The organism is Bacillus sp. GW823-FHT06A10, assembly GCF_058795375.1.
Map to the genome: position 1 here is coordinate 17,694 of NZ_JBXAHT010000002.1, position 26,131 is coordinate 43,824.

The 26,131-nt window shown below is 37.8% G+C and carries 26 protein-coding genes; 18 read left to right on the top strand and 8 right to left on the bottom strand.

The features are described 5' to 3' along the window. Positions 1-27: 27 nt before the first annotated feature. Together AC1Q8M_RS14815 and AC1Q8M_RS14820 are read right to left on the bottom strand one after the other, a co-directional pair. Positions 28-162 (bottom strand): hypothetical protein, encoded by a 135-nt coding sequence (locus AC1Q8M_RS14815; RefSeq protein WP_000911065.1) that lies wholly within the window; start codon positions 160-162, stop codon positions 28-30. 76 nt (positions 163-238) lie between these two features. Beyond that, positions 239-961: a lipase family protein gene (locus AC1Q8M_RS14820; protein WP_001260111.1), complete on the bottom strand. Its 723-nt coding sequence runs from the start codon at positions 959-961 to the stop codon at positions 239-241. A gap of 141 nt (positions 962-1,102) precedes the next feature. On the opposite strand from AC1Q8M_RS14820, the gene AC1Q8M_RS14825 reads away from it, so the two are divergent. Further along, complete coding sequence (locus AC1Q8M_RS14825; protein ID WP_098361103.1) at positions 1,103-1,873, top strand: MerR family transcriptional regulator; 771 nt, start codon at positions 1,103-1,105, stop codon at positions 1,871-1,873. A 247-nt stretch (positions 1,874-2,120) separates the two neighbouring features. Here AC1Q8M_RS14825 and AC1Q8M_RS14830 read toward each other — a convergent pair whose 3' ends face one another. Together AC1Q8M_RS14830 and AC1Q8M_RS14835 are read right to left on the bottom strand one after the other, a co-directional pair. Next, positions 2,121-2,270, bottom strand: coding sequence for a hypothetical protein (locus AC1Q8M_RS14830; RefSeq protein WP_000521642.1), 150 nt, complete (start codon positions 2,268-2,270; stop codon positions 2,121-2,123). Positions 2,271-2,483: 213 nt separating this feature from the next. Then, positions 2,484-3,266, bottom strand: coding sequence for a TIGR00266 family protein (locus AC1Q8M_RS14835; RefSeq protein WP_001147841.1), 783 nt, complete (start codon positions 3,264-3,266; stop codon positions 2,484-2,486). Positions 3,267-3,588: 322 nt separating this feature from the next. On the opposite strand from AC1Q8M_RS14835, the gene cspD reads away from it, so the two are divergent. Beyond that, positions 3,589-3,789, top strand: a complete 201-nt coding sequence (gene cspD / locus AC1Q8M_RS14840; protein ID WP_001193052.1) for a cold-shock protein CspD — start codon at positions 3,589-3,591, stop codon at positions 3,787-3,789. A 44-nt stretch (positions 3,790-3,833) separates the two neighbouring features. Here cspD and AC1Q8M_RS14845 read toward each other — a convergent pair whose 3' ends face one another. Both AC1Q8M_RS14845 and AC1Q8M_RS14850 read right to left on the bottom strand, forming a co-directional pair. Beyond that, complete coding sequence (locus AC1Q8M_RS14845) at positions 3,834-4,565, bottom strand: yteA family sporulation protein (protein ID WP_098361104.1); 732 nt, start codon at positions 4,563-4,565, stop codon at positions 3,834-3,836. A gap of 109 nt (positions 4,566-4,674) precedes the next feature. Further along, the gene (locus tag AC1Q8M_RS14850) at positions 4,675-5,628 is read right to left on the bottom strand and encodes a 1,4-dihydroxy-2-naphthoate polyprenyltransferase (protein WP_098855644.1); all 954 of its coding nucleotides are present in this window, start codon (positions 5,626-5,628) and stop codon (positions 4,675-4,677) included. 194 nt (positions 5,629-5,822) lie between these two features. Here AC1Q8M_RS14850 and AC1Q8M_RS14855 point away from each other — a divergent pair, with 194 nt between their 5' ends. From AC1Q8M_RS14855 to AC1Q8M_RS14930, 16 genes are all read left to right on the top strand, one after another. Further along, a complete protein-coding gene (locus AC1Q8M_RS14855) occupies positions 5,823-7,217 on the top strand; it encodes an isochorismate synthase (protein ID WP_098390785.1) in 1,395 nt (464 codons plus the stop codon). Beyond that, entirely contained in the window at positions 7,214-8,968 is a 1,755-nt protein-coding gene (menD, locus tag AC1Q8M_RS14860) for a 2-succinyl-5-enolpyruvyl-6-hydroxy-3-cyclohexene-1-carboxylic-acid synthase (RefSeq protein WP_098855645.1), read from the top strand. Before AC1Q8M_RS14855 ends, menD begins: the two co-directional genes overlap by 4 nt. Continuing rightward, positions 8,965-9,777 carry a 2-succinyl-6-hydroxy-2,4-cyclohexadiene-1-carboxylate synthase gene (gene menH / locus AC1Q8M_RS14865; RefSeq protein ID WP_098361105.1) on the top strand — a complete coding sequence of 271 codons (813 nt, stop codon included), beginning with the start codon at positions 8,965-8,967 and terminating at the stop codon, positions 9,775-9,777. Before menD ends, menH begins: the two co-directional genes overlap by 4 nt. Positions 9,778-9,845: 68 nt before the next feature. Further along, on the top strand, positions 9,846-10,664 hold the full coding sequence (gene menB / locus AC1Q8M_RS14870) for a 1,4-dihydroxy-2-naphthoyl-CoA synthase (RefSeq protein WP_065229489.1): 819 nt from the start codon (positions 9,846-9,848) through the stop codon (positions 10,662-10,664). Between the two features lie 318 nt (positions 10,665-10,982). After that, positions 10,983-12,428, top strand: coding sequence for an o-succinylbenzoate--CoA ligase (locus tag AC1Q8M_RS14875; RefSeq protein WP_141549514.1), 1,446 nt, complete (start codon positions 10,983-10,985; stop codon positions 12,426-12,428). After that, entirely contained in the window at positions 12,429-13,535 is a 1,107-nt protein-coding gene (menC, locus tag AC1Q8M_RS14880; protein ID WP_098361107.1) for an o-succinylbenzoate synthase, read from the top strand. 240 nt (positions 13,536-13,775) lie between these two features. Beyond that, entirely contained in the window at positions 13,776-14,474 is a 699-nt protein-coding gene (locus AC1Q8M_RS14885) for a response regulator transcription factor (protein WP_090976770.1), read from the top strand. Continuing rightward, entirely contained in the window at positions 14,467-15,573 is a 1,107-nt protein-coding gene (locus tag AC1Q8M_RS14890; RefSeq protein ID WP_098361108.1) for a sensor histidine kinase, read from the top strand. Before AC1Q8M_RS14885 ends, AC1Q8M_RS14890 begins: the two co-directional genes overlap by 8 nt. An 82-nt stretch (positions 15,574-15,655) precedes the next feature. Further along, entirely contained in the window at positions 15,656-16,516 is an 861-nt protein-coding gene (locus AC1Q8M_RS14895; RefSeq protein ID WP_000759402.1) for a D-Ala-D-Ala carboxypeptidase VanY, read from the top strand. 358 nt (positions 16,517-16,874) lie between these two features. After that, positions 16,875-17,975: an amidohydrolase/deacetylase family metallohydrolase gene (locus tag AC1Q8M_RS14900; RefSeq protein WP_097877602.1), complete on the top strand. Its 1,101-nt coding sequence runs from the start codon at positions 16,875-16,877 to the stop codon at positions 17,973-17,975. Then, on the top strand, positions 17,953-19,056 hold the full coding sequence (locus tag AC1Q8M_RS14905; protein WP_000510109.1) for a DgaE family pyridoxal phosphate-dependent ammonia lyase: 1,104 nt from the start codon (positions 17,953-17,955) through the stop codon (positions 19,054-19,056). The genes AC1Q8M_RS14900 and AC1Q8M_RS14905 overlap by 23 nt, the downstream gene beginning before the upstream one ends. A gap of 1 nt (position 19,057) precedes the next feature. Then, complete coding sequence (gene dagF / locus AC1Q8M_RS14910; protein ID WP_098855647.1) at positions 19,058-19,813, top strand: 2-dehydro-3-deoxy-phosphogluconate aldolase; 756 nt, start codon at positions 19,058-19,060, stop codon at positions 19,811-19,813. Beyond that, entirely contained in the window at positions 19,806-20,822 is a 1,017-nt protein-coding gene (locus AC1Q8M_RS14915) for a sugar kinase (protein WP_090976782.1), read from the top strand. Before dagF ends, AC1Q8M_RS14915 begins: the two co-directional genes overlap by 8 nt. Continuing rightward, positions 20,822-21,547 (top strand): GntR family transcriptional regulator, encoded by a 726-nt coding sequence (locus tag AC1Q8M_RS14920; protein WP_069356377.1) that lies wholly within the window; start codon positions 20,822-20,824, stop codon positions 21,545-21,547. Before AC1Q8M_RS14915 ends, AC1Q8M_RS14920 begins: the two co-directional genes overlap by 1 nt. Positions 21,548-21,661: 114 nt before the next feature. Next, complete coding sequence (gene gntP, locus AC1Q8M_RS14925) at positions 21,662-22,987, top strand: gluconate permease GntP (RefSeq protein ID WP_000356187.1); 1,326 nt, start codon at positions 21,662-21,664, stop codon at positions 22,985-22,987. 169 nt (positions 22,988-23,156) lie between these two features. Continuing rightward, positions 23,157-23,348 (top strand): YjcZ family sporulation protein, encoded by a 192-nt coding sequence (locus tag AC1Q8M_RS14930; RefSeq protein ID WP_001290392.1) that lies wholly within the window; start codon positions 23,157-23,159, stop codon positions 23,346-23,348. Between the two features lie 53 nt (positions 23,349-23,401). Here the strand turns inward: AC1Q8M_RS14930 and AC1Q8M_RS14935 are convergent, their stop codons facing one another. Together AC1Q8M_RS14935 and AC1Q8M_RS14940 are read right to left on the bottom strand one after the other, a co-directional pair. Beyond that, positions 23,402-25,378: an FtsX-like permease family protein gene (locus AC1Q8M_RS14935; protein WP_098361109.1), complete on the bottom strand. Its 1,977-nt coding sequence runs from the start codon at positions 25,376-25,378 to the stop codon at positions 23,402-23,404. Further along, positions 25,375-26,127: an ABC transporter ATP-binding protein gene (locus AC1Q8M_RS14940; protein WP_000393250.1), complete on the bottom strand. Its 753-nt coding sequence runs from the start codon at positions 26,125-26,127 to the stop codon at positions 25,375-25,377. Before AC1Q8M_RS14940 ends, AC1Q8M_RS14935 begins: the two co-directional genes overlap by 4 nt. Positions 26,128-26,131: the final 4 nt, after the last annotated feature.

Sequence of the window (26,131 nt, forward strand, 5' to 3'; positions counted from 1 at the left end):
AAATTAAGCTCGTTTTATTTATTTTGCTTAAGAAAGAAATGGAACAGTGGTATATATGATACCTGCCCCATCATACTCTCCTGTCGCAAAGTATGAAAATGTAAAGAAACCTGTAACCGTAAAAATTACTATAAGGAAAAATGCGAAGATAAATTTTAACATGTAAGGTCCCCTCATCCAAAAATAACTTCATAGATTATTATAGTATACGAATATTTTATTTCCAATTGTTTACTGGTTAAAAATGAGAAGTCAGACATGTTTTGTATGTTGTAATGGAATGATTATTTGTAATGGATTTTGTGTTTTTTGTAAATGTCATGTTGTGATGGACGTGTGCATACTCCCAATCATGATCATTAAAATTTATGTTTCGGGGAGGGAGAAGTGGAACGACATCGAATAAGTTGACGAAACGAAAGCTACTAGCTACTTGTAGTTTATAATAATTTCGAAAAGCGATATCTCCTACTTTTGGAGAAGCGAATGTATAAAGTCCATACTGTGCGAAGGCAGTATTTATACGTGCATCTAATATGTGTAATGTGGCAAGCGCGCCACCTAGACTATGCCCAGTAGCTAGCAGTTTTTTATGTGCTGGCAATGATACGAGCATATCCATAATAGAATCACGACAAGACTCATAAATAGAGAGAAAACCGTTATGGACATTCCCGCCATTTAAAGCATAAGGATAAGGTTTTTGATTGACGAGAGAATCAATAATCCAATCTGGATCTGTTTGAGTGCCTCTGAAGGCAACGATAATTGTATCCTCAGATTCTAATATAAATCCGAACCATTCTGTTGTTTGAATGGCCTTTCCTTGAAAACCTTGTACATATTGAAAACCATCTGGTATTTCGAAAATACCATTTTGTTTATATTGTTCATACGTTAACTCACAACAAGAAGCTAACAGTATGGCAGTGTCTTTATCAAAGGATAAAGGAGTACGCATTAAGGTAGCCCTCCTTAAGAAAAGGTATAGTTTAATATATGCGGTGAGGAACTTGATTCATTCTTTTGGAAAAAAGACTTGAACCTACAGTTACGTGAGGGAGTATGATTTTTGTAAACATATTGTTAGGAGGAGTGTAAGATGAGCAAAAGGGAAGGCTGTTCAATTGGTGAGTTTGCAAAGAGGACAGGCACATCAATACGGACACTACAATATTACGATGAAATTGGACTACTTAAGCCTGAAAAGAATGTTAGCTCTGGTCACCGTGTGTACAAAGGAAAAGATATATTAGAACTACAGAAAATAGTGAGTATTAAAGTATTAGGATATAGTTTAGAAGAAATACGCGTTATGCTGAAAATGCCAAGTTTGAATGTAAATTTAAAAGAAACGTTGGAACAACAAAGAAAAGCCTTTGAAGAAAAGAGAAGACACATTGAAGTTTCGATAAAGGCGCTTGAACGAACAATGGTATGTCTTGAGGAAGATGAAGAGTTAGATAGTGACATATTAATGAGTCTAATTAACAGCATTCAAAAAGAAAACGAACAACGTTTATGGCTTGAAGGATATGTATCAAAAGACTTGGCTGATGGATTATATAATAAGTCGGAAGAAGAGGGCATAGCACTTGATAAAGAATTTGTGCGTTTAGCAAAAGAAGTGAAAAGGTTATTTGGAAGACAAATTGAGGATTCAGAAGTGCAAAAATTGGTTGATGAACATATGACGGCGACTCTTAAGTATGTTGGTGAAGAGACAATGTATTCTCTAGGTAAATTAGAGAATGTAGAAGAACAATATAATAATATGATGCCATCTCCTTACACGGAAGAAGAAGAGGCATGGCTTAATGAAGCGATGGAGTATTATATGATTCGAAATGGTATGTATAGCCCTCCGCAGTAAAAATAAAGTGCCATAGTCATAAACTTTAGAGAAATGCCTCCGATGTTTTTTTGCATTGGAGGCATTTTTTACTCTTTTCCATCTAAAAGGTGAACAAGGCCACCTAATATACTACTTTCACCAGTACTTTATAATGCTGGGCTTGTAAGAGGTTTGAAAAAATAGCCTGTATATATTTGAACGATGATTACCTATTTACTTGTGTTTGTTCGCACTATATACCGAAAATTTCGGGAAACGAAACATATTATTTATCTGTTTGTTTTTGCTTTTTTTTCAAATACTCCGCACGTAATTGTTCAAGTTGCTGCTTTTTATCAAATTTGGCAGGCTTCTGTTTTTCATGAAACTTTGCCACAGCTACCTGACTTTTGGAATCCAATTGATATTTTCCCACTTTGTTCACCTACTTTTCTTGTCTTGAAAGAGAATCTATTCAACAAATATAATATACCTTATTTTACTGAAGTAAACCTTATTACTTTATTTCATCTGCTTTTTCTCGTTTGTAGACGTAAATTAAAACACCCTTTCACTGCATTACTGCAAGCAAGGGTGTTTAATTTTAGTATTATATTAGTCGATGGACAAGCCTGCATAAGGGCCCTTTTTACTCTTTCCCATCCAATAAACGACCAAGGCCACCTAATACACTACCTTCGCCAGTACTTTGCGCTGCTGGGCTTGTAAGGCGTGCTGCTAATCGGCTAAGTGTTAAGGACTGAATCCAAACTGTTCCAGGACCTTCTAATGTTGCGAAGAATAAACCCTCGCCGCCAAATAGAGCTGTTTTTACTTTACCAACGAATTCGATATCATAGTTAATATCTTTTGTCATGGCAACGAGACAACCTGTATCAATGCGAAGTTTCTCACCAGGTTTTAATTCACGTTTATATACAGTTCCACCTGCGTGCATGAAAGCAAGGCCGTCACCTTCAAGTTTCTGCATGATAAACCCTTCACCACCGAAGAAACCAGTTCCTATTTTTTTCGTAAATTCAATTCCGATAGAAACACCTTTTGCGGCACAAAGAAAGGCATCTTTTTGACAAACTACTTTTCCTTGATATTCTGTTAAATCTACAGGAATAATTTTACCAGGATAAGGAGCAGCAAATGAGACGTGGCGTTTGCCGTGACCTGTATTTGTAAATACAGTCATAAACATACTTTCGCCTGTAACGAGACGTTTACCAGCGCCCATTAATTTGCCGAATAAACCGTTAGATGGGCCAGAACCGTCACCAAAGATTGTTTCCATTTCAATGTAATCTTCCATCATCATCATTGCGCCAGCTTCTGCGATAACGCTTTCTTTTGGATCTAATTCAATTTCAACAAACTGCATATCATCGCCATATAACTTATACTCGATTTCATGTGCTTGCATTTTTTCACCTCATAAATATGTAGTAATTATATTGTACAGAAGTTAAAAGAATTAGAGTACTGTATTTTTGTTAATTTTTGAATAAAAATAGAATGAAAATTTAAGGTTATACTAGGATTATAAAAAATGATGGAATGAAAGTGTTCTCATTTGACGTTTTCGATATAGCATGATATAGTGAAAGCACTATTGAGCTACATAATGTGGTACGGAAATAAAGCACGTTGTATTAAAGGCTGTAAGCTTGTTATACATTCATGTCCTTTATATCCACCTTTTCATGTGGATTCATAGTTTCATTTTTATTTAGGAGGTACATGACATGCAAACAGGTAAAGTTAAATGGTTTAACGGCGAAAAAGGTTTTGGCTTCATCGAAGTTGAAGGCGGAGAAGACGTATTCGTACATTTCTCAGCTATCCAAGGCGACGGCTTCAAAACTTTAGAAGAAGGTCAAGAAGTTTCTTTCGAAATCGTTGAAGGAAACCGCGGACCACAAGCAGCTAACGTTACAAAAAACTAATTAGCTAGCGATAAAAAGCATTCCGATTTTCGGAATGCTTTTTTTTATTCTTTGGAACTAGATTCATTTGAAGATAATTCACCTTTGAAGGTACGTTCTTCAAAATCATCAAGCATTTGTTCATATTCTTCATGCTCTTCTGTAGCGAAAACTTGTGGGTTTTTCCCGTACATATCCGTACCGATAAAGTTTTCAAAATCCTCCACGTAGCCTACGTTTTCTTCACTATTTACATACATGCCATTATAGTTTTTTGAATCTTGTCTTTCTAAATCAGACGGCGTTTCAGATGTTCCGTAATTTGCGACATCTTGCCACGCATCTTCCGCATCGTACTCAACAGAATGGTCCTCATCATGCTTGTGGAAAGAAGGAGACAACACTTCTTCTTCAACTGGTCGTGTATTCATATTTAACTTATTTGTCGCGTGCTGTATGCATGTTGTAGCAGTCGGCATTGCTTCCAATCTTTCAAATGGAATTTCTTCGCCAGACACCTCGCAAATGCCGTACGTACCCGCTTCTATTTTTTGTAGGGCATGTTTCGTCCCCTCAAGCTGTTTATGCCAAAGTTCAATAAGCCCGAAGTCTTTTTCCCGTTCATATAGCTCTGTAGCCATATCACCTGGATGGTTGTCATAGCTAGACAGTTCTCCTACTGAATCGCGTTCAGAAGCACGATCTGTATTTTCATGAGTTTGTATCGTTTGTTCCAGTTCTTGTTTTTGTTTTTCTAAAATGGATTTAAATTGACCTACTTGTTGTGGAGTTAACATAGTCGTCCACCTTCCTACAATTCAGTTTCTTTACATAGTATGAGCGTTGAGAGTAGGAATTATGAGATGAATTTCAGATATGAAAAAGGAGCCGTATAAGCAGCTCCTTTTATAGAAAGTATCCAAGTAATAATCCGATTCCCATTAGGAAACCGAAGATTGTATTTGTTTTTGCTGTTGCAATCATCGCAGGTACCATTTCCATTGGAATGCTTTTGCCGATAAAGCCTTTCGTCGCTTTAAATGCTTTCGGTGCACTTAAAAATACGATAAGCATCCATGGTGATACGATGCCCACGATAATTAAAGCAATTGTCCAAATGTAGGAAACGATGAACATCGAAGCAAGTACACCAACAGCTCTTTCACGTCCAACGAGAATTGCTAACGTTTTACGACCGTTTTCTTTATCGCCATCCAAGTCACGAATATTATTAGCTAGTAAAATGGCACCAATTAAAATGGAGCTTGGAATAGATAGTAAAATGACTTCTGATGTTACAGTGCCAGTTTGAATAAAAAATGAAATCCCAATAATAATGACACCCATAAATAATCCGGCTGTCAACTCTCCAAATGGTGTATATGCAATTGGAAGTGGGCCACCTGTATAAAGGTAAGCAACGGCCATACAAACAAGACCGATTGCAGCAAGCCACCAACTAGAATTTATACAAATATAAATACCTAATAGTATTGCGATGCCGAAAAATCCAAATGCTAAGTTAAGCACTGTTTTTGGCTGAATGCCATCGCGAACGATAGCGCCGCCGATACCAACTGAACCTTCGTGATCAAGTCCTCTTTTATAATCAAAATATTCATTAAACATGTTTGTTGCTGCTTGAATGAGAAGACAAGCAAGAAGCATCATAAGGAAAAGAAGAAGATGTATTTGATTTATACCTCCGACCTGCATCGAATATGCTGTTCCGATGAAAACAGGTACGAAAGCGGCTGTTAATGTATGGGGACGTAGTAAACTCCACCAGATGCGCCAGCCTGTTTGCTTACTTGGCTTTGGCGCCGTAGGAGAGGAATTCGTTTTGACGTTCATTTCCATGGTGAATCCTCCTTTGGTCACATATTGTACACAACTAAGTGTAGAAAAAGCATCATTTAGTGTCAACGTTTATTTTCTAGGAAGAGAAGGTGAATTTCTCAGAAATGCTAAACGTTGACAGGCCTTTCGTTTGAGGTGTATCTTAAAATCAAGCGTAATTATGACTATTTTTCGCCCATAGGGGGGAGACAATTGTGATTCAAACGAAACAAAAAGGTTTGCAAGAAGTTCTTATTGCAGCTATCAAGCGTGCAACTAACGAAAAAACATTGGTTAGTTTTGTAAAACAAATAGACTGGGTGGATCCACTTCTGTTCTATGCAGCAGGAAAAAGGATTTCATTCGAAAATAGATGTTATTTTGCAGACCCGGCTCAGCATGTAATATTTGCAGGAATTGGCTCTGTTTTCACTATAGCAAATTCTTCTCATAAGCGCTTTCAAACCGCTCGCGACGAGTGGGAGAAAGTAAAAGAGAATGCATTTGTCCAAAGAGATGAATATGAATTTGGAACGGGTCCACTTTTATTTGGTGGTTTTTCCTTTGATCCAGAAAAAGAGAAAACGGACCTATGGAAAGAGTTTAAAGATACGACATTTTCACTACCAGCATTTTTATTAACTGTAAAAAATGAAAAAGCATGGTTAACGATGAATATATTTGTTTCAGCAACAGATTGTGCAGAAACTCTTTATAACGAAATGATTTCTTTAGAAGAGAAAATTTTGGGAGAGAGTAAATGTGCGCTAAACGGATCGAAATTAGCTGTTATTTCTAAAGTAGAAGTGGATCCGAAAGGCTGGATGAAAGCAATTGAAAAAGTACAAGATGAGATGAAGCAGGGTAACGTGCAGAAGGTTGTATTGGCGAGGGAACTTAAAGTAGAGATGAATCATTCGATTGATTCTGCTCTCGTTTTAGAAGCACTTCGCATTGGTCAACCAGATTGTTACGTATTTTCTTTTGATTATAAAGGAGCATGCTTCTTAGGAGCGACGCCTGAGAGATTAATTCGCAAAGAAGATGAGAAATTTACATCGATGTGTCTTGCGGGTTCAATCGGTCATGGTCATTCTATAGAAGAAAGTGAACGAAATAGTAATGCGCTTCTTCATGATGAAAAGAATTTAGCTGAACATGGGTATGTTGTTAACATGATTCGCTCGGTACTAAATGAACATTGCGAATACGTTAATATTCCGGAAAGCCCAGGCTTATTAACAACGAAAAACTTAATTCACTTATATACGCCTGTAGAAGCAAAAGGCGATGCGAGTCTTTTAACAATGGTAGAAGAATTACATCCAACACCAGCTCTTGGCGGGACACCTCGTTTGGAAGCGATGAAACTGATTCGTGATGTTGAATTGTTAGACAGAGGATTGTATGGTGCACCGATTGGCTGGATAGATGATGAAGGAAATGGTGAATTTGCGGTTGCACTGCGCTGCGGATTATTAAACGGCGAGAAAGCATCCTTATTTGCCGGTTGTGGTATTGTAATTGATTCAATCCCGCAGCTTGAATATGAAGAAACAAGTTTGAAGTTTAGACCGATGCTTGGTGCTTTGGAGGAATTAATGAAATGAACAATCATATAGAAGCATTATCATATTATTTAGGCGCGTTCGTGGATGAACTGACGCGTCTAGATGTATGTGATGTTGTCATTAGTCCAGGCTCACGGTCAACGCCGATTGCTTTACTAATGGAACAACACGAAGGAATGAACACATATTTACATGTAGATGAAAGATCAGCAGGATTTTTCGCGCTCGGTATTGCGAAAGCGAAAAAACGCCCAGTAGCATTATTATGTACGTCAGGAACAGCAGCAGCTAATTACTATCCAGCTGTATGTGAAGCTTTTCATTCAAGGGTCCCGCTTATCGTCTTAACAGCGGATAGACCGCATGAATTAAGAGATGTGGGTGCACCACAAGCAATGAATCAATTTAATTTATACGGTACTTTTGTGAAACAATTTACAGAGATGGCACTGCCAGAAGCGAGTGAAGCGATGTATCATTACGCTCGTATGACGACGCAGCGCATAGTAGCAAGTGCTTGTTTAGCGCCGCAGGGTCCTGTTCATCTTAATTTTCCAGTTCGCGAGCCACTTATCCCTGATTTCTCACTAGAAAGCTTATGGGATAAAGGACGTAGTGAATATACAGGAGTAGTTCAGCAAGGAAACGTGACGATGCCGAGTGAATATGTAGATTCTCTTGTAGGGCGCCTTTCACATATGGAAAAGGGGCTTATTATTTGTGGAGATGATAGTCATTCAGAAATTGCAATGTTTGCAACGCAACTAGCTGAAAAAACTGGCTATCCTATATTAGCAGACCCACTTTCTAATATTCGTAGCGGACACCACGATAAAACGATGGTAATTGACTGTTATGATACATTTTTACGAAATGAGCAGTTAAAAGAAAAATGGAAACCGGACGTGTTAATTCGCTTTGGTGGTATGCCTATTTCTAAATCATTAACGCAGTTCATAAAAAAACAAACGAAAGCAGTTCATATCGTTGTCGATGAATCAGGACAATGGAGAGATCCAGCTCTTGTTGCGACAGAAGTTGTGCAAGCAAGTGACATTGAATTTTGCAAGGCAGTAATAGAAAAAATGCCAGTTATGAAGAAGAATGATTGGTTCGTAATGTGGCAACATATAAACGAAAAAACGAAGGAAACGCTTCGTGAAATGGAAACATATGAAACTGCATTTGAAGGAAAGGTTATTACAGATATTGTGCGCGTATTACCAGAAGACGCAACGTTATTTGCGAGCAATAGTATGCCAATTCGTGATACAGACTCATTCTTCTTCACATCGGATAAAAACATCCATGTGATGGCAAACCGTGGCGTAAATGGTATTGATGGAATCATTTCGACAGCTTTAGGAGCGAGCATTATTTGCGATCCACTTGTATTAGTGATTGGTGATTTATCATTTTATCACGATTTAAATGGGCTATTAGCAGCGAAATTACATGAATTAAACATAACAATTGTCGTTGTAAATAATGATGGCGGGGGTATTTTCTCATTCTTACCACAATATGAGAAAAAGGAACATTTTGAATCATTATTTGGAACACCAATTGGACTTGATTATGAGCACGTTGTCAAAATGTACGGTGGTTCATTTAGCCGTGTAAATGGTTGGGAGCAATTCCGTGAAGAAGTACAAAAGGGAGCAACGACAAAAGGTTTACACGTTGTGGAAATTTGTACGAACCGTGATGAAAACTTAACATTGCACCGTACGTTATGGGCAAAAACACAGGACGTAATTACTACATCGTTGCAAGGTGAATCAAAATGAACGTAACACTGCAAGGTGTATCGTATGAATATGAAGTAGTTGGAAGCGGGGAACCACTTCTACTTCTTCATGGTTTTACGGGAAGCATGGAAACGTGGCGTTCTTTTATCCCTTCATGGAGCGAGCAGTTTCAAGTCATTTTAGTAGATATTGTTGGGCACGGAAAAACGGAAAGCCCTGAAGATGTGACGCATTATGACATCCGAAATGTGGCATTGCAAATGAAAGAACTATTAGATTACCTTCATATTGAAAAAGTACATATACTTGGCTATTCAATGGGCGGTAGATTGGCGATTACGATGGCATGTCTATATCCAGATTATGTACACTCTCTTTTATTAGAAAACTGTACAGCTGGGCTCGAAAACGAAGCAGATAGAAAAGAACGTCGTGAAAAAGATGATCGACTTGCTAATAAAATTGAGCGAGAAGGCGTTCAAAGTTTTGTTTCTATGTGGGAAAATATTCCGCTTTTTGAAACGCAAAAACGTTTAGCAGAAAACGTACAAGAAGCGGTGCGAAAAGAACGGCTTGCTAACAACCCAAAAGGGCTCGCGAATAGCTTGCGCGGCATGGGAACAGGGGCTCAGCCTTCATGGTGGGATGAGCTGAAAAACTTAAAAATACCTGTTCTTTTAATGAACGGAGAATATGATGAAAAGTTCTTTCGCATATTAAAAAACATCGAAAAATGCGTTTCTGATGCGAAAATTGTCAAAATTGATGGTGCTGGCCATGCAATTCATGTGGAACAACCGGAAAAGTTTGATACAATAGTAAAGGGATTTCTAAAAACTATGCAGTGATGCTTTTTTCAGCAAGAAGGAAGTCACACTTATAGAGGAGATCAGAAATATACAAGGAGGTAGTTGTAATGGCTATTGAATGGGTAACAGAAGGCAATTACGAAGATATTATTTATTCAACATACAATGGTATCGCAAAGATTTCGATTAACCGCCCTGAAGTACATAACGCATTCCGTCCAAAAACGGTAATGGAGTTAATCAATGCATTTGCACACGCTCGTGATGATGCAAATGTTGGCGTTATCATTTTAACAGGAGAAGGTGGACGTGCATTCTGTTCTGGCGGCGACCAAAAAGTTCGCGGTCATGGTGGATATGTAGGTGACGACCAAATCCCACGTCTAAACGTATTAGACTTACAACGTCTAATTCGCGCAATTCCTAAACCAGTTATCGCAATGGTAGCAGGTTATGCAATCGGTGGAGGACACGTACTTCATATCGTATGTGACTTAACAATCGCTGCAGACAACGCTGTATTCGGACAAACAGGTCCTAAAGTAGGAAGCTTTGACGGTGGATACGGAGCTGGTTACTTAGCTCGTATGGTAGGCCACAAGAAAGCTCGCGAAATTTGGTACCTATGCCGTCAATATAGTGCTGGGGAAGCACTTGATATGGGCTTAGTAAACACTGTAGTACCATTAGAAGAGCTTGAAGCAGAAACAGTACAATGGGCACAAGAAATCTTAGCAAACAGCCCAATGGCACTTCGTTTCCTAAAAGCTGCATTCAACGCAGACACAGACGGTCTAGCTGGTATTCAACAACTAGCTGGAGATGCGACGTTATTGTACTACACAACTGACGAAGCAAAAGAAGGTCGCGACGCATTCAAAGAAAAACGCAGTCCGGACTTCGGTCAATTCCCTCGTTTCCCTTGATCAAAAGCGGAAGCGGCTCGCTTAGAATGTGAGGGGGATGGAGCTTCTGACGTAGAGGCGCTTTTTGCCTCGTAGGAAGAAGTGAAGCCACCGAACATTCTAGCTGCTGTAGCTGGATGTTTTAAAAGCGGAGCCGACTGTTTAGCCCCGTTGGCTAAGGTTCTTTCGCACAGAAAGTGTTTTTTACTTTCTCGTGCGGAAGGTTCTTAGACGGAAGGGGCTAGGAGGCGCAGCTGAATAAGGTCAAACCGGAAACAAAACAACTAAGAGACTTGATATCATATCAAGTCTCTTTCTTTCATGAAAGGAGAATGAATGATGGAGACGATGCCAAATTGGTTAATGCAACGTGCATTTTTAACACCAGATCGCACTGCAATTGAAATAGAGGAAGAGAAAGTTACTTTTATGGAGCTACATGAAAAAGTAGTATCTGTTTGTGAACACCTCACGCATGTTGGAGTGGAGCGAGGGCAAAAGGTGGCTGTTCTGATGAAAAATGGTATGGAGATGATTACAGTTATTCACGCCCTATCTTATGTAGGTGCAGTAGCTGTGCTTTTAAATACGCGTCTTTCAAGAGAAGAGCTACTTTGGCAAATGGATGATGCTGAAGTTGTTTGTTTAGTAACGGATCAAGATTTTGATGCTAAAGATGTTCCTGTTTATTCATTCGCCGAAGTGATGAATGGACCAAAAGAGGAAGCCTCTATACAAGAAGAGTTTTCTTTAGAAGAAGCGATGACAATTATTTATACGTCTGGGACGACAGGCAAACCGAAAGGCGTTATTTTAACGTACGGCAATCATTGGGCAAGCGCAGTCGGTTCGTCGCTTAATTTAGGACTTCGTGATGATGATTGTTGGTTAGCCTGCATGCCGATGTTCCATGTTGGCGGGCTATCTCTTTTAATGAAAAACATTATGTACGGCATGCGTATTTTACTTGTTCCGAAATATGATGCTAATTTTATTCATAAAGCACTTCAAAAAAGAGGAGTAACAATTATTTCTGTCGTTTCTAAAATGTTAACTGATTTATTAGAGCGACTTGGGGCAGAGACATATCCATCTTCTTTACGATGCATGTTACTTGGCGGAGGACCAGCGCCAAAACCACTATTAGAAGCATGTGTAGAAAAAGGGATTCCTGTATATCAAACGTACGGTATGACAGAAACATCTTCGCAAATTTGTACGTTATCCGCAGATTACATGTTAACGAAAGTAGGATCAGCTGGAAAACCACTATTTCAGTGCCAACTTCGTATTGAAAAAGATGGCGTAGTAGTGCCACCATTTGAGGAAGGTGAGATTGTAGTAAAAGGACCGAACGTAACAGGCGGTTACTTTAACCGTGAAGATGCGACGCGAGAGACTATTCAAAACGGGTGGCTTCATACTGGCGACCTCGGTTATTTAGACGAAGAAGGGTTTTTATACGTATTAGATCGTCGCAGTGATTTAATTATTTCTGGCGGAGAGAATATATATCCAGCTCAAATTGAAGAAGTGTTGCTTTCTCATCCGGCAGTAGCGGAAGCTGGTGTTGTCGGCATGGCTGACGATAAATGGGGACAAGTACCAGCTGCTTTTGTTGTGAAAAGCGGGGCGGTAACAGAAGAAGAAATTCTTCATTTTTGCGAGGAGAAGTTAGCGAAATATAAAGTGCCGAAGAAAGCATGTTTCTTAGAGGAATTACCACGTAACGCTTCGAAAAAATTGTTAAGACGAGAGTTAAGACAATTAGTGGAGGAGATGTAGGTGGAAATAAAAAAAGCGACACTGTATATAACGGAAATGCCACTCGTAATCCCGTTTGCTGCAAGCTACGGGACTTACGAAAAGCGTGAGAGTATCGTTATTGAATTAGAGGATACGGACGGGTACATCGGATTTGGGGAAGTCGTTGCATTCTCTGAACCGTGGTATACGGAAGAAACGGTGAAGACAGCGCTGCATGTACTGCAAGACTTTTTAATACCTGATTTATTAAAGGCTGAAATTTCTCATCCGAATGAGGTACCGGGTCTATTTCAACATATAAAAAGAAACCGAATGGCAAAAGCCGGAATAGAGGGGGCTGTTTGGGATTTATATGCGAAGCGTCAAAAGAAATCGCTAGCGACAGTACTTGGCGGAACTAGTCATGAAATTGAAGTCGGCGTTGTAATTGGGATCAATACAATTCCGGTTATGTTAAAACAAATCGAGAAGTACGCCGAAGAAGGATACGAGCGTTTTAAAGTGAAAATAAAGCCAGAGCATGATTATGAGTTATTAAAAGAAATTCGAAAAGAGTTTCCGCATATCCCGCTAATGGCAGATGCGAATTCAGCGTATACATTAGCGGATACGGAGAGGCTGAAACGACTAGATGAATTCCAATTAATGATGATTGAACAACCGTTAGCGGATTACGATTTTCTTGATCACGCGGAGTTGCAAAAGAAAATTGAAACGCCGATTTGTTTAGATGAAAGTATCCATAGTTTAGAAGATGCGCGCGTTGCGATTACGCTTGGTAGTTGCCGCATCGTTAACATTAAGCCAGGGCGAGTAGGCGGATTAACAGAGTCGGTTCAAATTCATAATTATTGCATGGAGCATAACATACCAGTTTGGTGCGGTGGTATGGTAGAAATGGGGATTTCACGAGCGCAAAATGTTGCTCTTGCTTCATTACCTAACTTTATGATTCCAGGAGATATATCCGCTTCTAGTAGACATTGGAAGAGGGATATTATTTCACCGGAAGTGATGCTTGAGGGCGGGAAAGTGATGGTGCCGCAAAGCGTTGATGCTGAGTATGAAGTAGATCGCGGAAGGCTGGCGGAAATCACGAAGCAGCGGATTGTGTTTGAACGGTAAATGGAAGTTTCATTAGGATGCCCGCAAGTAGCGAGAGGATTTTGTCGTTCATTGTCGGTAAGTCGATATATTTCAATAATCGCTGATATAATTTGAGTTACGGTCGATATATTTGGAAAATAGCTGATATAATTTTATTTACCAAGGTTACTTTAACGAGTAGCCTTTTCGTATTGTACAAATTGGATAGACTAGTTTACAATCGAGCGTATAAAAATGGAATGGAAAAGGGGGAGTAAAATGAAGCGCATTTCAATTTTAATAGCTGATGATGAGGCGGAAATTGCTGACTTAATTGAGATACATTTAGAAAAAGAAGGGTACCATGTTGTGAAAGCAGCGGATGGGGAAGAGGCAGTTCATATTATTGAAACGAAGCCAATCGACTTGGTAGTTTTAGATATTATGATGCCGAAAATGGATGGTTATGAGGTGACGCGTCAAATTCGCGCGAAACATCATATGCCGATTATTTTTTTAAGCGCGAAAACTTCGGACTTTGATAAGGTGACAGGTCTTGTACTAGGTGCGGATGATTATATGACGAAGCCTTTCACACCAATAGAATTAGTTGCACGTGTAAATGCACAACTGCGTAGGTTTTTTACGTTAAATCAACCGAAAGTAGCGGAGAGTAAATCTGCTTTAGAAATAGGCGGAGTCGTAATTAATCCTGAGCGCAGGACGGTTGATGTGTATGGTGAGCAAATTGAATTAACGCCGAAAGAGTTCGATATTTTATATTTATTAGCGAGTCATCCGAAGAAAGTATACAATGTGGAAAATATTTTTCAGCACGTATGGGCGGATGATTATTATGAAGGTGGAAATACAGTAATGGTACATATTCGTACTTTGCGGAAGAAACTTGGAGAAGATAAAAGAAAGGATAAATTAATAAAAACAGTGTGGGGAGTAGGTTATACTTTCAATGGCTAATATGATGAAAAGTTTTCGATTTAAAATGATTGCCTTATTTGCGTTAAGTATGGTGCTTGCAGCAACTGTAACTTATATAATTTATAAAGGATTGCAGTTGTATTATAAAACGATGGTTCGCTACGAAGAGCCTTTAGCACAATTTAGGTCAATGGTAAGGGAATTTGGAGACATTAACTTCTTTTTAATTTTCTTTATTCCGTTATCTATTATCTTTTTCTTCTTTTTGACAAAAACGTATTTAAAATACTTTGATGAAATTTCTAATGGGATTCATCATCTTGCGAACGGTAACTTTACGAATAAAGTTCAAGTTTCATCAAATGATGAGTTTGGAAATATCGCGCGTGAAATAAATGTTGCAAGTGAAAAGTTAAAAGAAGCTGTTGAAAGAGGAGATTTTGCAGAAAGTAGTAAAGATCAGCTTGTTGTGAATTTAGCTCATGATTTAAGAACACCGTTAACATCCGTGTTAGGATATTTAGATTTAATTCTTAAAGATGAAAATTTAACAAAAGAACAAATTAAACATTTCTCCACAATTGCATATACGAAATCGCAAAGGCTGGAAAGTTTAATTGATGAGCTATTTGAAATTACACGTATGAATTATGGCATGCTAAAACTGGATAAAAAGCCGATTGATATAAGTGAGTTGCTTATACAGTTAGAGGAGGAATTGTATCCGTTATTAGAAAAACATCATTTAGAAGCTAGATTGAATGTGGATCCTCATTTACCGATGCACGGTGATGGGAAATTGTTAGCTAGAGTATTTGAAAACTTGTTAACAAATGCCGTTCGTTACGGGTATGATGGGCAATTTGTTGATATGAATGGATATGTTGATAATGGAGAAGTTGTCGTACAAATTATGAATTATGGAGATAGCATTCCAGAAGAAGATTTACCGTATCTTTTTGATATGTTTTATACAGGTGATAAAGCGAGAACTGAGAACCGTGGCGGGACTGGCCTAGGACTATTCATTGCGAAAAATATTGTCGAGCAACATAACGGTACGATTTCTGCTGAGAGCAATGTAGTTAGAACGCTATTTGAAGTACGATTGCCAAAAGACGAGAATGTAACAATTTAATAAAAATTTAAACTTTACCCCACTTTTTATTTTAATAGTTTTTTCTATTCTATACGTAAGTTACGTTAAGGAGGAACTAGAAATGAAAAAGTGGGTATTTATTTCTTTTTTTATAGCATTCACAGTATGTGTAGGCGTTTATATATCACCGTTATTTCAAAAGGAAATCGATGTTAAAATTGTCGGGAAAGATGAGCTAGTAAAGGCGGCAAACACCGAGGGGAAAGAGATTACGAAGGAACAAATTTATAAGGGCGATTTATTATTAGTTAACAGGGATTATCCAGTAAAAAAAGATAGTATTAGGTCTGATATTATAAATGTAAATCATAATAGTGAATTAGTAAGAGGTTATGTAATATTTGATAGAAATCTTCGTTTATCAAAGGATGTTGTGAAAAAGTTTTTGAACGTTGTCGATGCGGCTGGAAAAGAAAGTGTTAACCATTTTTTGATTAGTAGTGGTTATAGAGATTTCCAAGAGCAAAAACAGCTATATGAAAAAATGGGATCTGATTATGCACTTCCAGCAGGATACAGTGAACATAATTTAGGATTATCACTGGACATTGGGTCTACTCAAAAGAAAATGGAGAAAGCGCCTGAAGGAAAATGGATTGAAGAGAACGTATGGAAGCATGGCTTTGTATTACGTTATCCGAAAAATAAAAGTAACATTACTGGAATTCAATATGAGCCATGGCATATCCGTTATGTCGGCCTACCTCATAGCGCAATTATGCAAAAAAAGAATTTTACACTAGAGGAATATTTAGAGTTTTTAAAAGAGGAAAAAGAGGTTTCAACTGAAGTAGAAGGTAAGAAATATACTGTTTCTTATTATAAAGTTTCTGAGAATACGAAAGTGAACGTTCCAGCAAACAAGCAGTATGAAATTTCCGGGAACAATATGGATGGGGTTATTGTGACGGTTCAGGAATAGAGAAAAAGGCTGTGCCATTTGGGACAGCCTTTTCTTATATAAGAAAGGAAGTGACGTTTTTTGTCGGTAAATCGATATTCTTTGTCGAATCGTTAATATATTATAAGTTATGATAGATATAATTGAAAAATCGTTGATATATTGTAAGTTATGATAGATATATTCAAAAAATCGTTGATATAATTTCCTATACTATTAGCATTTTGGAGGAGCATCTTTTTATGTATTTTTAAACATTATAACGTTATATTTACTTCTCCCTTTTTTTGTGTTACGCTAAACGTGTGAAAGAGATATAAAATGAAACTTTAATGTAAGCGTATTCTTATGGCTTCTTATAGAAAAGGGTGGAAATACAATGACAGAACGATTCGTACTACGTAATGTGAAACGTGTGAACGGGGAAGAGATTGACATTGTAATTGAAAATAACAAAATCGCACAGGTGACGAAAGCTGGTGCTGGCGAGGGTGGAAAGGTTCTTGATTACTCTGGTACTTACGTATCGAGTGGCTGGATTGATTTGCACGTTCACGCTTTTCCAGAGTTTGATCCGTATGGCGATGAGGTAGATGAAATTGGCGTTAAGCAAGGGGTAACGACAATTGTTGATGCGGGTAGTTGCGGTGCTGATCGCATTGCAGATTTAGTAAAAAGTAGAGAGCGGGCAAAGACAAATTTATTTGCCTTTTTAAATATTTCTCGCATCGGTTTGAAACGAATTGATGAATTATCCAATATGGAATGGATAGATAAAGAGAAAGCGATAGAAGCAGTAGAAAAGTATAAAGATGTAATCGTTGGGTTAAAGGCGAGAATGAGTAAAAGTGTCGTTTGTGATAGTGGAATTGAACCGCTGCATGTAGCGCGCGCTTTATCTCAAGAAACATTATTACCGATTATGGTACATATCGGTTCAGCGCCTCCCCGTATAGAGGAAGTTGTACCTCTTTTAGAAAAAGATGATGTGATTACACATTATTTAAACGGGAAAGAAAATAATTTATTTGATGAAGAAGGGAAACCGCTACCTGTGTTGTTAGATGCGGTGAATCGCGGCGTGCATTTAGATGTTGGTCACGGTAATGCTAGCTTTTCTTTTAAAGTAGCAGAAGCGGCGAAGCGTCACGATATTGCCTTTAATACAATTAGTACGGATATTTACCGGAGGAATCGTATACATGGTCCAGTGTATAGTATGGCTCACGTTCTTTCGAAATTCCTTTACTTAGGTTATCCACTAGAAGAAGTGATTGATGCGGTTACGAAAAATGCGGCAGAGTGGCTTAAGAAACCAGAGCTTGGCCGTATTCAAGAAGGGGATATTGCAAACTTAACTTTATTTACGGTTAAAGATGAGAAGGTTACGTTAATTGATTCAGAAGGGGATCAGCGCATTGCTGAAAAAAGAATTGATACGAAAGGGGTTGTAATTAATGGGTCATTCATTGAATGCTAAGTACGGATTAAAAAGAGTGATTAATGCGAGCGGTAGAATGAGTATTTTAGGTGTATCTGCTCCTACAGATACAGTAATGGATGCGATGAAACATGGTGGACAAAATTATGTGGAAATTGCTGATTTAGTAGATAAAGCAGGAGACCATATTGCGAGAATTCTAGATTCAGAGGCAGCGGTCGTTGTGAATTCAGCATCGAGCGGAATTGCGCTTTCTATCGCTGGTATCGTTACAGAAGGAAATCGCCGTAAAAGTGAAAGACTTCATCAAGAAGTAATCGCGAAAAACGAAGTGATTATGTTAAAAGGTCATAACGTTCAATACGGTGCTCCTGTTGAAACGATGATTTACTTAGGTGGAGGAAAACTCGTTGAAGTTGGCTACGCAAATGAAGGGAAAGCAGAACATATTGAAGATGCGATTGGCGAAAATACAGCAGCAATTCTTTATGTGAAATCACATCATGCAGTGCAAAAAAATATGATTTCTGTTGAAGAAGCATGGGAAGTAGCGCAGCGAAATAACGTACCACTTATCGTTGATGCGGCAGCTGAAGAAGACATTCAAAAATATGTGAAGTATTCAGACCTTGCCATTTATAGTGGTTCAAAGGCAATTGAAGGACCTACTTCTGGTATTGTTGGCGGTAAACGAAAATATATCGAATGGCTGAAAGTGCAATTACATTGCATCGGAAGAAGTATGAAAGTCGGGAAAGAGACAACTTTTGGCTTACTTCAAGCGCTTGATGAGTACGGAGTAAAAGAAGATAAGAGCGAGCAAGAAAAAGAATTGCTACAAGTACTTATGCCGCTAAAAGAATTAAATGGTGTAAATGTAACGATCGTTCAAGATGAAGCTGGAAGAGCAATCTTTAGAGCTCGTATTCATATTAACGAGAAAGAGTTAAACAAATCAGCAAGAGATGTTGTGACTGCATTACGCGAAGGGGAAATCGCCATTTATACACGTGATTACGGAGTAAGACAAGGATTCTTTGATATTGATCCACGTCCACTTCAAGGTGATGACATACATGTGATTGAAGAAAAATTGAGAGAAATCGTAGGGGGAAACTAAAATGACAAACATTCAAAAACGTTTTTATAAAGGCCGCGTAGCATTAAATGTATTAGCAAACAATATAGAAAATGCAAAAGATATTTTTGAAGCAGCAGAAGGTTATGTAGTAGTGGGAGTGTTATCAAAAGACTATCCAACAGTAGAAGAAGCTGTTACAGCTATGAAGGCATACGGAAAAGAAATTGATGACGCTGTATCAATCGGACTAGGCGCAGGAGATAATCGCCAAGCAGCAGTTGTAGCTGAAATTGCGAAGCATTATCCTGGTAGCCATATTAACCAAGTGTTCCCTTCAGTTGGAGCAACGCGTGCAAATCTCGGCGAAAAAGATAGCTGGATTAATAGTTTAGTATCACCAACAGGAAAAGTAGGTTACGTAAATGTTTCTACTGGCCCAATTAGTGCGGCTGGAGAAGAAAAAGCAATCGTTCCAATTAAAACAGCGATCGCACTTGTACGTGATATGGGCGGAAATTCATTGAAATACTTCCCGATGAAAGGGCTAGCTCACGAAGAAGAATATCGCGCAGTTGCGAAAGCTTGTGCAGAAGAAGGATTCGCATTAGAGCCAACAGGTGGAATTGATAAAGAAAACTTTGAAACAATTGTACGTATTGCGCTTGAGGCAAATGTAGAGCAAGTTATCCCGCACGTATACTCTTCTATTATTGATAAAGAAACTGGTAATACGAAAGTAGAAGATGTTCGTGAATTATTAGCAGTCGTGAAAAAGCTAGTTGATCAATATGCGTAAGAAAATTGCAGCGTTCGGCGAAGTAATGATGCGCCTGCAAGTACCTGGATATGAATTGTTGTCGCAAGCTAACACGTTAAATTACTCATTTTCAGGTACAGGTGTGAACGTTGTAGCGGCACTTTCTCACTTAGGGCATGAAGGGCTTCTTATTTCAACTTTACCGGAAAATTCGGTTGGAGATGCAGCTGTATCTTACATTCAAAAGTTAGGGATTCAAACTTCTCTTGTTTCAAGAGGCGGTAAATATGTAGGTATGTATTTTTTAGAAAATGGATTCGGTGCACGTGCAAGCCGCGTTACATATTCGAATCGATTAGAAAGTAGCTTCAATACGGCATGTGAAGAAATGTATCAATTTGAAGAAATCGCAAAGGAAATTGATATCGTTCATTTTTGCGGTATTACACTTGCGATGAATGATACGGTGCGTCATCATATGAAATCTTTAGCGAGAGCAGTTAAAGAAAACGGAGGAACCGTCGTTTTTGATTGTAATTATCGTCCCTCACTTTGGGGAGAAGACGGATATGAACAGGCAAAACCGCATTATGAAGAAATGCTAGGACTTGCTAATATCGTTATGATGAATGAAAAAGATGCGATGTTCGTTCTTGGGATGAAAACAGAAGAGACGGAGCGTGAGGCGCAGCTGCTGGATCTCATTCCAAAGGTAGCTGAAACGTATCATATCGCTACAATCGCTGGTACTCATCGCTCTATTAACAGTGATAATACACATTGGCTTCGCGGGTTTATATGTAAAGATGGTTCGTTCACTTTTGCAAAAACACTTACGTTTTCTGTATATGATAGAATAGGTGCTGGAGATGCTTATACGAGCGGGATTATTCATGGCGAGATAGAAGAGTTTGCACCAGAGAAAGCTGTTTCATTTGCGTCAGCAGCTGGAATGCTAGCACATACAATCGTCGGTGATACGCCAATGTCATCAGAGAAAGATATACTTCGGGCGATGACGGCATCAGTAGGTGATGTAGAAAGGTAGTGGGTGTAACAGTGAACGTAACGAGGAAAAAAGGACCATTATATTTACAAATAAAAAATATTATTCGTGATCGAATATTGCATGGCGTATATGCGATTCATACGAATATTCCTTCAGAACCGCAATTAGAAGAAGAGTTCAAAGTTAGTAAGATTACAGTGCGTAATGCCATTAAAGAACTCGCTCAAGAAGGATACTTGGAAAAGAAAAGTGGTAAAGGAACGAAAGTGATTCGTAATACTTCTGCGACAAAACTGTCAAAGGGTAAGAAATTTACAGAAGTATTAGTGGAAGAAGGATATAAAGTACAGAAGAAATTGCTAAAAGCAGAAGTCGTGCATAATGAAGAAGGAACAGTGCCATTTCGATTATTCGGGAAAGAGAGTTTCCGTATCGAACGTTTATATACGTTAAATGATGCACCGTACATTCATTATACGCACTATTTCTCAGCAGGAATGGCAAGTACAGATTTATCGGACTTTGATTTACAATCGCTTTATGATTTAGTTGAAGACCGAGGTATACATTTAGAAAACTTCAGAGATGAATTCGCTGTTGGGCTTGCGCCTAGCTTCGTTGCAGAAGCGCTAGGTGAAAAAGAGGGAACAGCGTTATTAAAACGTATGCGCTATTCTTATGATGAAGTTGGCGAAGTAATTGAATATAGCGAAGGCTACTACAATACAGAAATGCAGCATTATGTAGTGAATTATGACGTATAAAAAGAGGGGATGTTCCCTCTTTTTTTATAAAGTAAAACTTTAATTAGTGGAGGAGGGCATCACCCACTAATTATTAGCCCACACCAATCGGGATAAAAGTAAGGAGAATGAGAGATGGATATATACTTATTAATCGTCACGTTACTTGCGATCACAATTGTTATTTTAGGGGTATCATGGTGGAAATGGCATGCATTTATTAGTTTAACAGTTGCGAGTTTATTTTTAGCTATTATGTCTGGACTGAACTTAACGAAAATAGTGGCTGCCTATGAAACTGGTGTTGGTAGTGTACTAGGACATTTAGTTGGTATTTTGGCACTTGGAACTATATTAGGGAAAATGATGTCTGATTCAGGGGCAGGCATGCAAGTTGCAGATTTCTTTATTCGATTTTTCGGCGTAAAAAAATTACCTTGGGCTATGTTATTTGCAGGGTTTGTTATAGGGATTCCCGTCTTTTTTGAAGTAGGTATTGTTATTTTATTACCACTTGTAATTTCAATTCGAAAAACAACGAAGCAAAACATATTATTAATTGCTTTACCTGTTATTGCGGGATTATCTATCGTACATGGGCTAGTACCTCCGCATCCAGGTGCCATGACTGCAATCGGTATTTATAACGCGAACTTAGGAAAGGTACTTTTATATTCATTAATTATCGCGTTACCGACGGCTATTATAGCAGGCCCAATATTTGCAAAGTGGGTACATAAGAGGGTTATACCTGAAAATGAACCGGAGCTTGTTCGAGTTACGACAGTATCAACTGATTTGCCAAGTCGTAAAGTTTCATTCTTTATTATTTTATTACCAGTTGTATTGATGATTTTATCAGTAGTTGCACCATATATTTCATTACCGAAAAAATTGACTGAATTTTTCGTATTTATAGGAAGTCCAGTAATCGCCTTACTTATTTCATGTTTCGCAGCATTTTATTTACTTGGTATCAAACAAGGTATTAATAAAAAGATGATTAAAAAATTAACAGATGAAAGTTTATTGCCTGTCGGTTCTATTATTTTAATAATTGGTGCAGGCGGTGGATTTAAACAAATATTAATTGAAAGCGGCGTTGGAACAGCTATTGCACAAATGGCAGAACATATTTCGTTATCACCAATCGTATTAGCTTTCATGGTAGCTGGTTTAATTCGAATTGCAACAGGTTCAGCTACAGTAGCATTAACGACAGCAGCAGGGATTGTTTCACCAGTTATTCAGCACATGTCTGGTGTGAATTTAGAGCTTCTCGTTATTGCAACCGGTGCAGGTTCATTAATGTTTTCTCACGTAAATGATGCAGGGTTCTGGCTTGTAAAAGAGTATTTAGGTTTGACGGTGAAGGAAACATTTAAAACGTGGACGGTGCTGGAAACATTGTTATCATTTATTGCATTTGGTTTTGCTCTTTTGTTGAATATGTTTCTTTAAAGGATACCTGAATAGGTATCTTTTTTTTGATTAAGCCCAATTCCTAAAACAAGCCCGTTTTTAGGTAAGCCAAGCTTCCTATTCGCCCTGAAAACATAATATAAATGGAATCCCCTCATTTAGAGCAAGGTGAACTTGTTATGAATGATACTAAAGGAGGAATAGGGTAATGAGCGAAAAGTGTGAACACAGACATGATGATTGTAACCGCAGACATGGTTGCGGAGGCGGTTTTGCGCTTCTAATCGTATTGTTTATTTTATTAATTATCATCGGTGCTAGCTGCTTCGGCGGAGGCGGCGGTTGTGGCTATGGTGGTTACGGCGGTTACGCAGGCGGCTACGGTGGATATTGCTGCTAATTATTAAAAACTATTGAAAATAGCCTTGTGCATATTGCACAAGGCTATTTTATTCATATTTTTATATGCTGTGATAATTTATTAATGTACAGAGAACGGATTAAGAAGAAGAAAATGATCTCGATAATCCCGAAAAAGGTGAGTACGATACATGTCTCTTTTAGTAAGGAGAAAGAAAACATGCTTTGTAAAAACTTAACCGCAAATAATGTGTGAACACCAGCAACGATGTAAGGAACGAAAAATAAAATTCCTAATTGAATCGTTGCAGAGCGAAACATTTCTGATTCAGTTAAGCCAAGCTTTGTAATCGTAATATACTTTTGTCTTTCAGTTGTTAAGTCATTATACATACGGAAATATAAAACACTAGCTGCTCCGATAAAGAAAATAAAGCCGAGAAATGCCCAAATAAAGAATTGAGCGACTGCATTTCCTTTACTATGAACGAGTTCATCCGTAGCTGTATAAATATAAAATGGTTTAATGAAATTTTCTTCATTTTTATGTGCTTCATACAAAATTTCTGCATCATGATCTAAGCTTTTTAATATATTTTTTGTTGGGACAATTGCATTTTCCCAATTTTCCACGAAGTAGTTATAGACTGTAATTGTTTCAATATGAGGAATCATATTTTCAATTACTTCATCTTGCATCACAATTAAGTGAGGTAATGCAAAGGGAGGCTCAATTCCTCTATTAATAAAACCTTTAATTTGAAATTCCTTTTTATTAGAGCCAAGTGTAATTGTGTTCTGCTTCGCAAATGGGTTAGACACGAGATTTAATAACGCTGGTGAATAGCGAGAAATATTATAAACTTGTGAAGAATCGAGAGTGATTTCTGGTCTGTTTAATTGCTGTGCTATTGCGTTATAATCACTCATTTTCATAATGGCAATTGACTCTTTTGAAGCTGTATCTTTTAAAACGGTAAACTTATATTTGTCATATTGAAAATTAGCATTTGTAAGTTCAGTTTCAATCGTAGTAATATGCTTTTGTTCAAATGCATTAACACCTTCTGATGTATAGGTGAATGGTATTGGATATCTTTCTAGTATGGGTGCTTTCGTATTATTGTTTGCAGCAAATAACCCGATAATAATTGTAAATGCAAGTGCAGATAGCATAGAAACAATAAAGAGTACATTAATATTACTGCGTGTACGAGAAACTAAATCTGAAATCCATAACATATTTATTTGTTTTAAGTAAAACTTTCTTCGTTTCTTTAAAATATAGATAAAGAGAAGAAATGTTTGTGAAAAAAATAAATACGTCCCAATCACTACAAGCGGTAAAATAGATAGCATAATTAAGAATACAGATCCATTTTGTGCATTTTTTTCCGTTATGTAGCCTTGCGGATAACCGGCAATATAATAACATAGTCCTAAACAAGTTAAAGCAAATAGTGAAATGAGTATAGATGGTTTTTTTTCGCTCTTCTCTTTGTTAACACCCTTAATAAGCTTCGTTGTTTTTCGAGTACGAATAAACATTGGTGTAAATGTAGAAACGATTAAAAATAAAATGATAAACGTTACGGTTGTAACGATAATCGCTTCTGTTGGCCAATATAAATAGAGACCTTTCGCGTTTGTTAATTTCGAAGTGACTAATAAGAAAAAGTTAGAAAATACAAGTCCACCTTGAATGCCGATAAAGATGGATAATATCCCAATTATCATGTTTTCGGTAAATAACAATCTTTTTAATTGTCTCTGTGAGATACCAAGAATAGTGAGTATCCCGAATTGCTGCTTCCGTACATTTAAAAATGTTCCAATTGAATATAAGAGAAAGAAGAACGAGAACATAACAATCACAAGCTGTGCTGTACTAGCTAAATTCATTAGAGGATCACGTTCTTGAAAGCTTTGTACACTCTGTAAGCGTGGATGATACGCGTATACAGTAAATGAAAAGAAAACCATGATAGAAAACGCACTACTTACAAAGTAGGCGAAATATGCTTTTGAATTACGTGAGACATTTTTAAATGCGAATTGCCAAAACGTCATCCACGTCTTCCTCCTAATAAGGCTAGAACATCTAATATTTCTTGATAAAACTTCTCGCGATATAATCCGCGGTGCAGTTCATTGTAAAGCTCTCCATCTTTAATGAAAATAACACGGTTACAATAACTTGCTGCAAATGGATCGTGCGTAACCATTAAAATCGTTGCATCTTCTTCTTTGTTTAATTTCGTAAATAACTCCATTACATCAATAGCGGCTTTTGAATCCAGGTTCCCTGTCGGTTCATCGGCTAGTAAGAGAGAAGGGTGATGAATAACAGCACGTGCTACTGCAGTACGCTGTGCTTGTCCTCCAGAAACTTCAAAAATACGTTTGTCCAAAATATGATCAATTCCAAGCTTTTTTGAAATGTTATCAAGCTTTTCATCCATTTCTTTTAATGGAACATTATCTAATGTTAAAGGTAGTACGATATTTTCACCGATTGTTAGTGTATCTAGTAGGTTAAAGTTTTGGAAAACAAATCCTAATTCTTGGCGGCGGAAAATAGCTAACTTCTCTCTACGAAATGTGTGTGGTTTTTTTCCGTTAATAACGACGTCACCAGAAGTAGGAGAATCAATTGTAGAAATAACGTTTAAAAATGTAGATTTCCCGCTACCAGATGGACCCATAATGGCAACGAATTCCCCTTTATCTACGTGTAAATTTATATTTTTTAAAGCAGTATGAGGGACTTTTCCCTCATATACTTTTGAGACGTTTTTTATGTGTAATACTTCTTCCATAGTA

Coding starts and splice junctions, on each gene's coding strand:
- AC1Q8M_RS14820 (WP_001260111.1), bottom strand. CDS start 961: ATGCGTACTCCTTTATCCTTTGATAAAGACACTGCCATACTGTTAGCT.
- AC1Q8M_RS14850 (WP_098855644.1), bottom strand. CDS start 5,628: ATGGAAATGAACGTCAAAACGAATTCCTCTCCTACGGCGCCAAAGCCA.
- AC1Q8M_RS14930 (WP_001290392.1), top strand. CDS start 23,157: ATGAGCGAAAAGTGTGAACACAGACATGATGATTGTAACCGCAGACAT.
- gntP (WP_000356187.1), top strand. CDS start 21,662: ATGGATATATACTTATTAATCGTCACGTTACTTGCGATCACAATTGTT.
- menH (WP_098361105.1), top strand. CDS start 8,965: ATGAACGTAACACTGCAAGGTGTATCGTATGAATATGAAGTAGTTGGA.
- cspD (WP_001193052.1), top strand. CDS start 3,589: ATGCAAACAGGTAAAGTTAAATGGTTTAACGGCGAAAAAGGTTTTGGC.
- AC1Q8M_RS14900 (WP_097877602.1), top strand. CDS start 16,875: ATGACAGAACGATTCGTACTACGTAATGTGAAACGTGTGAACGGGGAA.
- AC1Q8M_RS14815 (WP_000911065.1), bottom strand. CDS start 162: ATGTTAAAATTTATCTTCGCATTTTTCCTTATAGTAATTTTTACGGTT.
- AC1Q8M_RS14915 (WP_090976782.1), top strand. CDS start 19,806: ATGCGTAAGAAAATTGCAGCGTTCGGCGAAGTAATGATGCGCCTGCAA.
- AC1Q8M_RS14935 (WP_098361109.1), bottom strand. CDS start 25,378: ATGACGTTTTGGCAATTCGCATTTAAAAATGTCTCACGTAATTCAAAA.
- menB (WP_065229489.1), top strand. CDS start 9,846: ATGGCTATTGAATGGGTAACAGAAGGCAATTACGAAGATATTATTTAT.
- AC1Q8M_RS14895 (WP_000759402.1), top strand. CDS start 15,656: ATGAAAAAGTGGGTATTTATTTCTTTTTTTATAGCATTCACAGTATGT.
- AC1Q8M_RS14845 (WP_098361104.1), bottom strand. CDS start 4,565: ATGTTAACTCCACAACAAGTAGGTCAATTTAAATCCATTTTAGAAAAA.
- AC1Q8M_RS14905 (WP_000510109.1), top strand. CDS start 17,953: ATGGGTCATTCATTGAATGCTAAGTACGGATTAAAAAGAGTGATTAAT.
- AC1Q8M_RS14825 (WP_098361103.1), top strand. CDS start 1,103: ATGAGCAAAAGGGAAGGCTGTTCAATTGGTGAGTTTGCAAAGAGGACA.
- dagF (WP_098855647.1), top strand. CDS start 19,058: ATGACAAACATTCAAAAACGTTTTTATAAAGGCCGCGTAGCATTAAAT.
- AC1Q8M_RS14835 (WP_001147841.1), bottom strand. CDS start 3,266: ATGCAAGCACATGAAATCGAGTATAAGTTATATGGCGATGATATGCAG.
- AC1Q8M_RS14885 (WP_090976770.1), top strand. CDS start 13,776: ATGAAGCGCATTTCAATTTTAATAGCTGATGATGAGGCGGAAATTGCT.
- AC1Q8M_RS14875 (WP_141549514.1), top strand. CDS start 10,983: ATGGAGACGATGCCAAATTGGTTAATGCAACGTGCATTTTTAACACCA.
- menD (WP_098855645.1), top strand. CDS start 7,214: ATGAACAATCATATAGAAGCATTATCATATTATTTAGGCGCGTTCGTG.
- AC1Q8M_RS14890 (WP_098361108.1), top strand. CDS start 14,467: ATGGCTAATATGATGAAAAGTTTTCGATTTAAAATGATTGCCTTATTT.
- AC1Q8M_RS14940 (WP_000393250.1), bottom strand. CDS start 26,127: ATGGAAGAAGTATTACACATAAAAAACGTCTCAAAAGTATATGAGGGA.